At 37.0% G+C, this 12935-nt stretch carries 11 protein-coding genes and 1 CRISPR repeat array; all 11 genes read right to left on the bottom strand.

Features of this window, described 5'->3' with window-relative positions:
* Positions 1-205: 205 nt before the first annotated feature.
* Positions 206-1003 carry a type III-B CRISPR module RAMP protein Cmr6 gene (gene cmr6, locus AC3M61_RS00430; protein WP_500778987.1) on the bottom strand — a complete coding sequence of 266 codons (798 nt, stop codon included), beginning with the start codon at positions 1001-1003 and terminating at the stop codon, positions 206-208.
* Positions 984-1367 carry a type III-B CRISPR module-associated protein Cmr5 gene (gene cmr5, locus AC3M61_RS00425; protein ID WP_500778986.1) on the bottom strand — a complete coding sequence of 128 codons (384 nt, stop codon included), beginning with the start codon at positions 1365-1367 and terminating at the stop codon, positions 984-986. Before cmr5 ends, cmr6 begins: the two co-directional genes overlap by 20 nt.
* On the bottom strand, positions 1364-2248 hold the full coding sequence (gene cmr4 / locus AC3M61_RS00420; RefSeq protein ID WP_500778985.1) for a type III-B CRISPR module RAMP protein Cmr4: 885 nt from the start codon (positions 2246-2248) through the stop codon (positions 1364-1366). Before cmr4 ends, cmr5 begins: the two co-directional genes overlap by 4 nt.
* Before the next feature lie 20 nt (positions 2249-2268).
* The gene (gene cmr3, locus AC3M61_RS00415; protein ID WP_500778984.1) at positions 2269-3348 is read right to left on the bottom strand and encodes a type III-B CRISPR module-associated protein Cmr3; all 1080 of its coding nucleotides are present in this window, start codon (positions 3346-3348) and stop codon (positions 2269-2271) included.
* The gene (gene cas10, locus AC3M61_RS00410) at positions 3348-5840 is read right to left on the bottom strand and encodes a type III-B CRISPR-associated protein Cas10/Cmr2 (RefSeq protein WP_500778983.1); all 2493 of its coding nucleotides are present in this window, start codon (positions 5838-5840) and stop codon (positions 3348-3350) included. The genes cmr3 and cas10 overlap by 1 nt, the downstream gene beginning before the upstream one ends.
* Positions 5827-7224 (bottom strand): type III-B CRISPR module RAMP protein Cmr1, encoded by a 1398-nt coding sequence (gene cmr1, locus AC3M61_RS00405; protein ID WP_500778982.1) that lies wholly within the window; start codon positions 7222-7224, stop codon positions 5827-5829. The genes cas10 and cmr1 overlap by 14 nt, the downstream gene beginning before the upstream one ends.
* Before the next feature lie 54 nt (positions 7225-7278).
* On the bottom strand, positions 7279-7731 hold the full coding sequence (locus AC3M61_RS00400) for a hypothetical protein (RefSeq protein ID WP_500778981.1): 453 nt from the start codon (positions 7729-7731) through the stop codon (positions 7279-7281).
* Positions 7732-7868: 137 nt separating this feature from the next.
* Entirely contained in the window at positions 7869-8717 is an 849-nt protein-coding gene (locus tag AC3M61_RS00395) for a hypothetical protein (RefSeq protein ID WP_500778980.1), read from the bottom strand.
* Between the two features lie 72 nt (positions 8718-8789).
* The gene (locus AC3M61_RS00390; RefSeq protein ID WP_500778979.1) at positions 8790-9344 is read right to left on the bottom strand and encodes a hypothetical protein; all 555 of its coding nucleotides are present in this window, start codon (positions 9342-9344) and stop codon (positions 8790-8792) included.
* Positions 9345-9575: 231 nt separating this feature from the next.
* Positions 9576-10397, bottom strand: a complete 822-nt coding sequence (gene cas6, locus AC3M61_RS00385; RefSeq protein WP_500778978.1) for a CRISPR-associated endoribonuclease Cas6 — start codon at positions 10395-10397, stop codon at positions 9576-9578.
* Between the two features lie 33 nt (positions 10398-10430).
* Entirely contained in the window at positions 10431-12026 is a 1596-nt protein-coding gene (locus AC3M61_RS00380; RefSeq protein ID WP_500778977.1) for a CRISPR-associated DxTHG motif protein, read from the bottom strand.
* A 215-nt stretch (positions 12027-12241) separates the two neighbouring features.
* Positions 12242-12916: a CRISPR direct-repeat array (repeat unit 30 nt; unit sequence GTTTCCATCCCTCATAGTCACTTCTAAAAC).
* Positions 12917-12935: the final 19 nt, after the last annotated feature.

The raw sequence follows: 12935 nt of genomic DNA, 5'->3' as shown, positions 1-12935 counted from the left end.
ACGGTTCACATTACAAAGCGGACTTTCTCCCTCAAACTGCTGTTTATTGTCAGGCATGCCAAATAAGTGGACGTTTAAAATTATCCTTAGTAGTTCCTTTTTAAATGTGGATGGTAGAATAAAAAAACCCAAGCCAGCATTGGGTGTAGAACACGCACTGGCTTGGGCATATAAGGAGTGGATTTTTAAAATGGGTTTTGGGATATTAATTTTCCGTTTGTGTTTCGAATCTGCCGTATCCGTAGTTTGTTTTAGCACCTATTCCATAGAGTTTTAGCATGTTTTTGAATTCAGTTTTTATTTTATTCTTTTCTTCCTCGGTAAAGTTGTTTTCTTTGTCTAGTAGTATTGTAAATCTGTAAGTCGATGCTCCTACGACGATGTATTGAACTGGAACAGGGTTATACCAATCGTTTGGTGGATTGTCTTGTTTCATATAATAAGGTTGGAAATGATTGTTTATCAAATCAATTTCAAGTCTGAAAAATCCCTGTGGGAGCGCATCGAGAAATATCACTAATCCTCGCTGGTTCTCTTTTGAGTTGTTCAAATCTGTTCCGAAGATTTTTTTGTAAAGTTCTTCTGTTATTGTTTTGTCTTCTTCCATTTTTTCTAAGAGGTAATGAGCAAAAGCACCTTTTATTGATGTTGCTGGTATGACTGGAATTCCGTAGTTTCTTGATAGGTGCATACCTACTTCTATTAATGACGGTAAGCCACTTCCAAGAAGTAGTTTGGTTTTTAGTTTGAATGTTCCGTCGATAAGTATGTGTTTTTTACCATAATTTTTTACTATGTTATTTCTGCGTTCATTAAGCGATTTTATTGCCTGGTTGATTGTGTCATCAATTTTCATGTTATGGACAATCTCTTTAATTATTTTATTTTTCTGGAAATCCCCGATTATATCTTGGCGAAACTTTTTGTAGATTATTTTATCCCAATACAAACTTTTGTTTTTCACTACTTCGGTATTGTTTTTCTCATGAGTTTGTTGAGTCATCCTCTTCACCTCCAAGGTAGATGTCGGCGTATCTTCTGAGCCATTTCACCCCCTCGAGTGCTGCATATTGTATTTTGAAGTATTTTGAGTTCTGCTCAGCAGTACCGTTGATAACTTTTTCAGAAAAGTTCTTTTCACCGGTTTGTATTTCTATAAGAGTATCAAGGTGTTTTATAAGTTCGTTATTTATTGGTTCATTACGAGCCTTAACCTTTAGAAAGAGTATCGTGCCGTACAGACCGTTCTGGATAATCATACTGCCTAAACCCTTGACTGTGCTGAGGTATTTGTCTTTCTTTTCTTTTGAGCCTATTTTGTCTATTTCCCTTACACATTCCACAGCTTTTTTGATTATTTCTGTCATTGTCCATTCACCACCTTTAATGCAACTAATCCTTTTCCAACTGTTTCTTTTCCACCAATGTTTATGACTGCGTTATCAACTTTTGTTCTCAGTTTGTCAAGTATATCTGAGTTGCCTGTCTCTTGTGTTTTTCTATTTGCATATAGTGTTTTTCTTGCAACAAAGTACATTACTGTGTCTTGTGGTAAGTATTCTTCGTACCAAAGCGCTCCAGTAGCAACTGTTCCTGTGTTTTTGTCAATTTTGATTCTTGGAATGATTTCTGTCATTGTTTCAACGATTGCGGAGAATATTTTGTCATTCACGAGGACTATGTCGGTTTTGAGTTTGTTTTTTATGTAATCAACTGTAGCTACATTTTTTGAAATAATTTCCGCAACTTCTTTTAATGTTTCATTCTTTACCGCTTTGAATTTGAAGTCTTCAAGCATTATTTCGTTCTGTTCTTCTACTTCTATAACGAAAGCTGTTTCATTGTCAATATTCAAATTTTGAATTTTTTCGATTAAGTCTGCTTTTCCAATTTCTCTAAGGAACCTTATTAATACAAGTGGTGATGTTACCCACACGAACAGTTTTTCAAGGTGTCTTACTGGGAAGAGTAAGATTTTCGCTTCGGAAAATGCGATTTGTCCTGGTGTTGATTCTTTGTTTTCGTCTGAAGCCGACGGGTCACTACCAAAAATGAGTTCTTCTGTTTCCTTTTTGAATTCTAAATTTGACCTGAGCGAACCTTTGATGCCTTGGATAATTGGAAAGCCCGTGGTTCTTTCTCTTTGGATTGGTAAGTCTACGATTCCAACATCCATGCCTTTTCCTGCATGAATTTGCGATTCAGCATACATAGTAACAACAAGTTTCTCCAAGTTTTTGTTTTCCATACTTCTCAACCTCCTATTTATTAAATATTGGCTTTGAATTTTTCATATGTTGTATAAATGAAACTTCCAAAACCAAAAAGGTTATGTTTACTTTTTTTGATTACGTCCGTTTCTGACGGTATATTTTCAAGATAATACACGGTACCTGGCGCGACTGCATGATAAATAGGTCTTGGACAACCAAAAGCATAATCCCAACCTGAAATAACCATCTTTTTTCCTGAAGCTATGGCAAGTATTTGAAAGTTTCCAAATTTGAGGTCAGAAGGTGCGATACCCCCATCGTATATGGCCGGGGTAATGAGCATTATCGCTATTTGCTCATGATTTGTGTTTTCAGGTTTGTCAAAAAGTGTTGTGGTTACTTTTTCTACACTTATTCTTGCCCACCTTTGTTTTGCTCCTAAGAATACTCCTTCTAGTTTTTCAAGTTCTTGAACTGTCTCTTTGCTATCAGTTATCATGAAGAATCCACCGTTTTTGAATCTGTAGACGTTCATCGTATAAAGCATTGATTCTCTGACTTTTTTGTAGTCTTTTTCTAACGCAATGCCAACTTTTGATTCAATAACAAAATTTTTTGGTGAACTCAGTTTGAAGCTTTGCCCCTGTTTGTATTTTTCGAGCTCTCTTAGTTCGATATATACTTCTTCTGCTGGCTCGATATTTATCATTTCCGGAATCCAAGCCAAGCCCTTCAATGTAAAATTTCCAACTTTTGTTTCAGCTTCAAAGTACTGCATTCTTTTGTACTGTTTCTCTTCGTTGTTCTGCTTGAGATATACATTCTTTGGTGCGGGGAAGTAATGTTTTTTCTGACCGTTTTCTTCGGAGTAAATAAACGGACCTATTAGTTTTATCTTCCCAGGGTTGTTCTCATCTCCAACAAGTTCTTGAAGTTGTTTTGGTATATTTGGTTTTTTATGATACTGTAGCTCAATACCATGGGCTTTTAGTATCGCACTACGTACTGCTCCGTAGAAGGGATGTGGTGATGGATACACTGTTTGTGCGTATCCTCCTGAACCAAACTGTTTGACTTCACGAAACGCTACCCATTCTTCAGGTTCGAAGTAAACAAAATAGTATTCTTTGCTCATTAATTACCACCTCGCTTATCTCCTCGTTTTGTAAACCTAACGGTGAGTATTAGGTCAAATGGATTGGATGGTTTTTCTAATACACTTGAAGTAGCGAACACTCTTTTCGCGTACTCTTTTAGTTCTTTTGTAAATCTTTTGAACTCTTCCGATTTTTTTGACTTGGCATCAGATTTTCTGAGTATATACTCAATAACCCGCTCAAGAAATTTTTCGTCTTCTTTAGCGAGTTCAAGATCACTTTCCAAGATTTTGTAAAATGAGCGATGTGATAGTTTGAATTGCTCTGATTTTTGATATAACTCATAAGATTTTTCGATAACATCCATGTCATCTATTTCCCATTTCGACCCAACCTCTTGGATTTGCCCTGACCTTCTAACTATTGCTATGCTAAACGCGTTTCTGCCAAGTTTTTCTTTTGCTCTTTGTTCTTGTCTTCGTGCAAGTTCTATTGCTACTCTAAGTGGTGATTTGTGATTTATTATCGATATTCCAGCACTCATCGTTGCAGTTGGTCCCATCATTGTTGTGTATGGGATATCATTTTTGTAAAGAATTCCGTTATCAAATTTGTACGTTGTGTTGTCTACTTTGAGTTCTACGTTTCCTACTCCAGAATACATTTTTCTTATTTTGTTTGCACACGGGAGTACTTTGTCTGCTGGCAAGATTGCAAGTACATCATCTCCACCTGCGTATATAAGCATTCCTTGGTATTCGTCTTCTACCACATATTGAACAAGTGAAGAGAAGATTCCAAGTGTTCTTGAGACGGCTTTCTGATATGAAGGAGTTAATATCGGTTTATCAAAGAAAAAGTTTCCGCCTGGGTCATTATTTCGAATTTCTTTCAGAGTCTGAACTGCTTTATCGTGTAGCATTTTGTCCATAATTGGTGCACTTTCGCCAGAGACCAACTTTCCCATTCTGTCTCCATCCATCATGAGAACAGCAATGTATCCGTTTTTGAGCTTTTGCTGAGTTTCCACAGCGTCCAATTCCAATTCTCCAGATACAACTTCTTCAGCTATTTCTTTGTTTACATCATTTTCTAATGCAATTTCAAGCACTGATTTAAACCCGACTCGCTCATCGAAAAGCTTTTTGCTTACTAATACATCCCTGAGGAATCTTTTGACCGTATTCACAGTTCCAAGGTAATCTACTTTTACTTCATTCCCAGCTGTATCTAAGACTTCTACACATGCCCTTACTCCAGCTCCAAAATCGTCTGGAATTCTCTGTGCTCCGATTTGTTCATCACTTTGGTACGGATAGAAATACCTAATAGTTTTTATGGCATTTAATCTCGATGTCAGCACTTTGAACACGTAACGATAAAAACTACCGGCATTTATTTTGTAACCACCTTTTGACTCGATAAACTCAATGAATGAAATGTAGCTTTCAAATTCGTTTATGAAGTTTTTGTCGGTAGTTACGTATTCTATGATATTCCTTACTCCACTTACACTATCAGGTAATGGAATCATTGTTGAGTTGATTATCGGAAATAGTTCGATTTGTTTTTTGTATTCTTCAATATTTTTGAGCCCTATTGATTTTTCGTTTGGGTTTTTCAATCTTTTTTCTAAGACATCAGTTGCTAATTCTTCCCAGGATTTTTTCACAACTTCCTCGCACATATTTATTACTTTTTTTGCTTCCCAAGCCGGAACTATTGCAAGGAATACGTTAGGTATGGAAGCTATTTTTTCGTCCATGAGCGGTTCAGTAAATAGCGTAACACCTAGTCTTTGCAGAGTTCTATAAACAAAAGCGTTTCCTCTTAAGTATGGATAGATGATATTGTCAAATCCGTAATTGATACCTATAAACTCAATTGCCTTATACGTTAAATAAGATAGTAAGTAGCTACCTGCCCATAAATCTACAGTTTTTCTTGCTTGAGCTATAAGTTCCTGGACTGGTCCTATTGCGAACATAACAAGAGCTGCATCGATTTGGTCACCTTTTTTGCATGATTGCAATGCTGCTGTTATTTCAAGGTGGTCAATGATTGAATGGTTCGGAACACGTGTGTCTGCAGGCATAAAACCAACAAAGTCTGTCAGATAACCAAGTTCCCACCAGAGTGCATGGTAAAATTTTTCATCATCGGTATTTTGCTCTCTTATCATTTTTATTTTGTTTTTTAGTTCTTCTGTGTGTTTTTTCTGTGAGTTTTCATCAGCTATCTTGGAATAAAGTTCTTGTTCTAAAACTGTAATTTTTTCTCCGCTTATTGGATGAATAAAGTATTTAAGTTCGTTCATACCTACTCTAATTTGTCTTCCATATAGTTCATTAGGTAATGGGATTCTGTCGAGTGAACTTCCAACTATGTCTTCTTGACCTCGAATGTTTGGAACACCTGCAATGCTACATAGCTCATTTGAAAGATTTTCATGTGATTTTATGTCAAACGCTTTGAAAACTGGGTCATGAAGTAAGGCTGCTGCTTTTTCTTTCCAATTAATTGCTGGCATTGTTGTCACCTCCTGATGAAGAGTACATTTTCTTGAAATCTTGGATAGCTTGAACAAGTTCGTTCCAGTCTGAAGTTACATAGGCACTTTCCTTGTCTATTAAAGTATTTTCACGTTTCTTTGCCGTGAATCTTAGTTTATAGTACTGGTCAGATAAGACTGCTGAGATGTTACTTTTTAAAAGGATTCCATAAACAATGTATTGGTTATTGTCATTTTTCAGTACAGTGAACCTTATCGAACTCTGTTTTCTACCCACGTTATTTCCAGAATCAGAATTATCGATGTAGGGTTCGAATTTTGCTGTTATTCCTGTTTCTGGGAAATAATATTGCAATGGCAAGCCAAGAAGTGCCGGTGGAATCTCTAAACGCTTGGTTTTCAACATTTTAGGCTTGAGCAGAACAGTTTTAAGTTCTTTTACACAATCAGAACCATCTTTTGTTCTTTTTCTCAGGTAATATTTCAATGCTTTGTACCATCCTACAGGTAGGCCTTGGCTATTTTTGGAAATATCGAAAAGCTTTACAAAAACATCAGGAATACTATTTGCTGTGATTTCTGTATTAACAACAACGAAAGCATCATCACACAGGTTTGGAAAATCCAGAAGTTCTTTCTTTGGTTCATCAAGGAGTATGAGTACATTCTGAAGAGGTGTATTATTTGCTATTTTTTTGTGTTTGACGAAATCTCTTAATGCTTGTTCAACTTCTGCTAAAGTTTCATCAATACGTTTCTCAAGATTCACATCTTTTGGTAGTTTTTTCACAAACACTATTTCTTCCCGCGGTCCGACAATTTCAAAACCACCAAAGCCATTGGTTGTTTTTGCACCAAAACCACCAAGTAAGCTTGTCAATTTTAGAAGGCTGAGTATAACTTTTTTTGTGAAGATGTCTTTAAATGTAAAGTTTAAGGTGAAGCTTTTGGATGGAACTAAATAGTATGAAGTAACAGGTTTATTCCTATCAATAATGCCGTACAATGCATAGTTTAATTTCGGTCCGCCTAAATCTCTTGAGATGTTTCGGCCGTAATTAAGTTGTTTCAAATCTGCCGTGTTATATTCCACCCAAACTCCAAATGGTGCTTTTTTCTTCTGGGAGCCGAATATTTCGTTTTCAAGTAGTTTCAGTCCAGCGTATTTTTCTTTTTCATACGTTTGGTAAAGTTCATATAGTTCTTTGTTTTCTTTTGGAGATTTCGGTTTATTAACCTCGTTGAGCTTGTAGATATCAATAATCCTTGGCGCTACTGCTCGAAACCAAAAATGTAGAACGCCTTTAACACTTTGCCCTGTAAGGTCGAATTCTCCAGTTTGTGGGTCTTTTCGTGAGATGATTGGAGTTACAACTCTACACTTTACCTCGGTGTAAATCATATATTCACCTCCTATTTAGGCTTTAAAAATACTAACTTTTTAACTTTAGCTCAGTTATCTGTTTCTTTTTTGCTTATCTTTCCATTTTTGGTATTCTTCGTACTCGTTTTTAAAAATCGCATAGACCAAATCAATTACTATTCCTGAGACAAAACCGCCAAGTGGTAATCCTAAAATGACTATTTGCCCGTCCAGTTCTTTGTCAGTATACAACAAAACAAAACTTGCAGCTTTAACAGCATTCTTGCTAATGTTTGTGTATCTTTTTTCGTGGTAATCTTTAACGAGGTTGTGGAATAATTCGAGTATCTCTAACCTGCCTGCACCCAGCATTTGCAGTGAATCGCCCTTTGGAAGGATTTTGCTCACTATGCTTGGCATTTCGGATATCAATGCAATATGATTGTCTGTGATACCATTAATTGCACTTTCCACAAAACCTACATTAACTACGCTTTCAATGTTTTGAGAAGTGTCCGCTCTTTCTGTTTTTTCTTTCCTATTCACTGCAATCCCTCCTCAATACTGATAGCTATCATGCGAACCAATTTTATTGTATCATTTTTTTGTAAAAACATTTACACTTTTTTGGAAAAAACTGCGGCGGGGGAACCGCCGCAAAACCGGAAGTTTGTAGGTAAATCTTAGAAGGAGAACGCAAAATCAATTATTGGAAGTATGTAGATTGTGTAGACTGAAAATGTAAAGCTGTTGTCGTTGTTGATATATTCTGTCCCGATTCCAATGTAAGGTACAAAGAGAGCGATTGTTCCCCACTGCCAGAAGTTGTTCCAAGAACCTGGTTTCATTGGATTATAGTAGTTTCTGCTAACGTATCCTAAAAAGACGAAACTAATTCCTTCGTAGCCAATTGTTTCGCCTTGTGTGTTAGAAACTGGTGATAGATACGATAACGTCGGAAAGGTTAGTCTGTCTGGAGCACTTTTTGAAACAATCACTGTCTCAAATTCAATTTCCATCTTTGCATATTTTTTGACGTTGTTGATTTCATAGGCTATCATTAACGTCCTTTTTCTAACATTTCCGGAAATTCCGGTCACAAACCAACCGCTTGACGAAGAATACGTGATATGGCTTTGTGGAACGGCTAAGAACGATGCTCTTTCACCTGGTGGAAGTATCGAAGGAACTTGTGGTTGGTCTGATACTATAAACCTTTGCCCTTCTTTGATGAGTCTTGCCGGTTTTCCGTTGTTATCTGTGAAAACAGATTCGTCCCAAATGATTTTTATAGGAATTTCTTGTTTGTTAACGAAGGTAATCTTTAAAACTTTTTGCGCCATTTGAATAAGGTTCGTGCTACCATAGTGCTGAAGTTCTACCAGTATTTGCAAGTCTTCGTTCTCGAAGGTTGCTATGTACTTATCTTCTGAAGTTACGGAACTTGAAACGTTTGTTGCGCTTTGTGCCAAAACAAGTGCTGAAAACAAACCGAATAGGAATACCGCTAAGATAATCTTCTTCTCCACCATGTTAAAAGTTCCACCTCCGCTTGATTTTGAAGTCTCTTACACCAACAGTGTTTGATACCAAAAACCGACTACTCAATTTCTAAACTTGCTTCTTATAGTTTCTATCGCCTCCTTTGCTCCTTCGAGAGGAAATTCGAAGTGAACTAGTCCATTACCATACCAGTTAAGTTCAAGTAAGAATTTTTTGTGCTGCATGATTTTGGAGATAGAATCGGAATAATCAGCAAAATGTAAGAAGTTTGAACCGACTTTTTGATAGAATGTGGTGTAATTTGGTTCCAACTCATCCCATTTAACTCTTGTAGTTATGATTAAATAACCGTTTCCAATGTTAAAGTCTTCAATATTTGGAATAGTGCTGAATCCAATGTAGATCCACTCATTTGTTCCATCGTTTCCAATACCTATCCAAGCTTCTGTGTCGTTGTAAGGGAAAGACATAGGTTTGAGTGATTTGACTTTCGGAGATATCGCATACCACGTCTCTTTTCCGGTCATTGGGTCTTTTTCACTTACAATCTTCCATTGACTTGAAGAAGTGTTACTTGGAGTTTGAACACACGACACCAATAACATAACTGTGAAAAATAATAACACCACAACAGCTAAAGTTTTTGACTTTATCACCGCAATCAACCTCCTTCAAACATGCAAATAGTTGAGAAACAAGCCAACCGCACAATAATCAGCCCGCAAGTTCTAAAAAAGTTTCCGTAAACTTCCCACCCCCTTCTATCACATATGAGGTATTCAACGTTTTCCAAGTAATATAACGTTTTGGAAGGGAGAATCTGACATATAAAAACAAAAAAAGCCTGGCAAAAGCCAGGCCAGTTTTGTGAGTATTTATACCATTTTTCAATCGTTCATTTCACTTTCAAATCGTTCCGTTGACTCTATTCTTTTTGCTTGCCCCAATCCCATAGTCACTTTGTAACCAACCCCTGAGTAAAAAGCGAATCGCGAAAGCACATTAGCAGCGACAAGAAGTTCACTGTCTGAAGGCACCCAGAATACAACTCTTCCAACAAAGCCTTGAAGATAAAACCCAGGAAAGTAAACTTTCTTCTGAACTACGTCTTGTTCAAGTATTTTAATTTCTTTAAACCTCTCAGCCAAACCTTCGTTGAGTTTTATTGAGCTGTACTTATTAAACTTCCGCAGCAAGCTGGTAAAAACCTTCTCAGGGTCAGGTGCCCTTAAGTGGAGGTCGCCTATTCGAAAAAGTGTGGGAGTAAAGAACTTCATCGTAATAATGTTTTCAGAGTTATCAAGGCTAAACAGCTCTTCTTCGGAGGTCACTCCAGACCACTTGTGGTTTTTATCTATTACAAACCCATCAAAAGCAAAAGAAACATCATCAATTCTCATCAGTTCAGAGGATAAATTTTGCTCAAAAACTCTGTTTGTAAATAATTCGAAAAGTCTGTCTTCAAGCAGAGTAACTCGAACCAGATACGTTTTTCCTTCTTTGACCTCAAGAGGCTTGCTAACGTTATGCCCAATAAACGAAGAAACGGTAAAAGACTTGTCTGAAATATTAGAATGTAACTCATTTGATAACTCAGCATCGGCTTCCTTTAATACTTTAAAAAACCATCCATGAATCTTTCTGCCTGCGTAAAAATTTATTGCTCCATCTTCTAGAGCTCTGAATTTTAAAATAGGACTGTAGAACATCCAAAATACCTCGCCTTTGTTAGACTTTTGAAATCATTTCGGTAATTCCAGAATGTTACCAACTATGTAAGGTTCTTTTTTCTGCTCATCGTAAGGTCTTTCGTCATATGCTATCACAGTTTTAATTTTCTTACCATACCTTACATTATCTCTAATTCTTTCAATCATGTAATTCAAAAGTGTGGTTCCACCAGTTAGGTTTATCACTAACTCTGTGGCATCTTTCAACTTTTCATTTGCTTGCTGAACAACTTTGTGGACCTCGTCCAAACCTTTGAACGGGTCGTTCACAAGTATAACATGATATTCGCCTTTGAATTCTGCTCTTTCAATAATCTCTGGCACAAGCTTTTCGCCTTGCTCGGATGTGACAATTACAAGTAAATCTCCAGGAACTGATTTCAGAACTGTATAAAGTGCGCCTGGTGTCGTTCCAAGCGGTGAAAGTATGGCTTTCAACTGTTTGCTTGGCGTGTAATTTGAAACTATTGATTCGAAATCCTTCTCAATCAAATTTTCAATCTCTCTCCGAATGTTTTGCGGGCTTGGCAATGAATCTTTGTTAAACCCAAAATGAGCTATGTGGTTTCGAGCCTGAGTTAAAGTATCGTTACTAACCAAAATAGCCTCACGTTCTTCTACATCGAACAACTTGTCAAATTTTCCCTCTTTGAAAAGCACAACATTTTTCAAATATTCCCTTGCCAGTCTGGTTGCCATACCTAAGTCGTTTGTTTCATAATAGAATTTAAGTAGCTCTCTTTCGGCATTTAATTCATTTTCGCTAAGCACTGGCTCATTTTTGACAGAATCTCCTGGTGCAAAAAACCTTTCATACCTATCAACAACTGCATCAAAAAGCAAATCAAACTGCGGAATGAATTCCCTGACGTCTTCACGAACAGCTGAACCTTCTTCCTTCAGTAAACCCAAGAACTTATTCAAAGACTTGTGAAGCATCCTTATCGAACCTAATCTGATAGCTTCAGATACAGACGTTATCGCATCAGCAAGAGACTTCAACTTTCTTGGTTTCTTGTGTGAAGGGTTATCTTGCTTGTAATATCTTGCATTCCAACTCTTAATTTTATCAGCCAAGATAGAAGCATACCCAAACTCTTTAAAAAGTCTGGTAGCATAGATCCAGTCAGCCAAATCAATCAAATCGGTTATGTCCATACATTCCGTCACGTTTGTAGTCCTATCATACTTACCATACAAAACCTTCATTTCAACCTTCTTCAACTCACGTAGGAACATATAAATAACAACTGCGGTCATGGTGATCGATCTAAAAGAATTGGTGACATCCAAAATAACCTCGTCGCCATCATCTATCAACTCTGCAGCTTTTCTTACAAAATCAGTTACACTTTCATCTTCTGAGATTCTAATCTTCTGAACATTGATACCCTTTTCTAAGCAAAAACCTTCAACATTGTACCTATCATATGTTTTCATAGCTTCCTCAGTCAAGAAAAACGCAGCTGAGACTTCCTTGTTTTCTTTCATCTTCAAAAATTCCAACAAAGCAAGGGGAAATAACTCTTGAGACGTTTCAAACTCACCAAACTTAACCGTAGCTTTTTGATATACACTTGTTCCCAAGAACGTAAGTAGCTTTACCATTTTCCATACCTCCACAGCTAGATTTATAAATCTTCTAACCTTCCATCCCTGAATCTTCCAACACAGCTACACTCAAAACCTTCTTATTAAACACCTCTGTTTTTTGAAAAATGCGCGGAAAGAAGCTTTTATCAAACCACAACCTGTGTATCTATATCCCTTATGCTACCTTCCAAAACGATACTCATTGCAAAACAAATAAAAGAAGCAATTTTGCTTGCTTCCCTTATAGCGACTTCTAAAACAGGAATTGGGGTTGAATAACCCCATCCTCGAAATGTTTTGTTCCATCCCTCATAGTCACTTCTAAAACACAAATGTCAACGGCAAACTATCGGAAGAGTTATGGTCTGTTTCCATCCCTCATAGTCACTTCTAAAACGAAGACTGCTTTTAGTTTATGTTTTGTTAAGCGGTCTATCGAGTGGTTTCCATCCCTCATAGTCACTTCTAAAACTTGTTCATAACCGGGAGCTAGACGGTGAATTGCTGGATTATCTTGGTTTCCATCCCTCATAGTCACTTCTAAAACTTCATGTAACAAACGGACCTACTGTTACATGGTTTGCGTTTCCATCCCTCATAGTCACTTCTAAAACATTACTCAATACCAATCGAACCGCAACCACAACAACGCTACTTGTTTCCATCCCTCATAGTCACTTCTAAAACAATTAAAAATAGACAGTGCAATTCTCAGAACTTTTTTAAACGTTTCCATCCCTCATAGTCACTTCTAAAACCTAAAGTTGCTAATCATCGACAGTGTTGTGCCTGCAATAGGTGGGTTTCCATCCCTCATAGTCACTTCTAAAACTGGTGATTAGCTTGGAAGGACTTTATGGACAGATGTTGGATATGTTTCCATCCCTCATAGTCACTTCTAAAACTGGTGATTAGCTTGGAAGG

It is taken from the genome of Fervidobacterium sp. (assembly GCF_059913585.1).
Note: the sequence above shows the minus strand (reverse complement) of the source record. Positions and strands in the feature narration are given on the sequence as shown.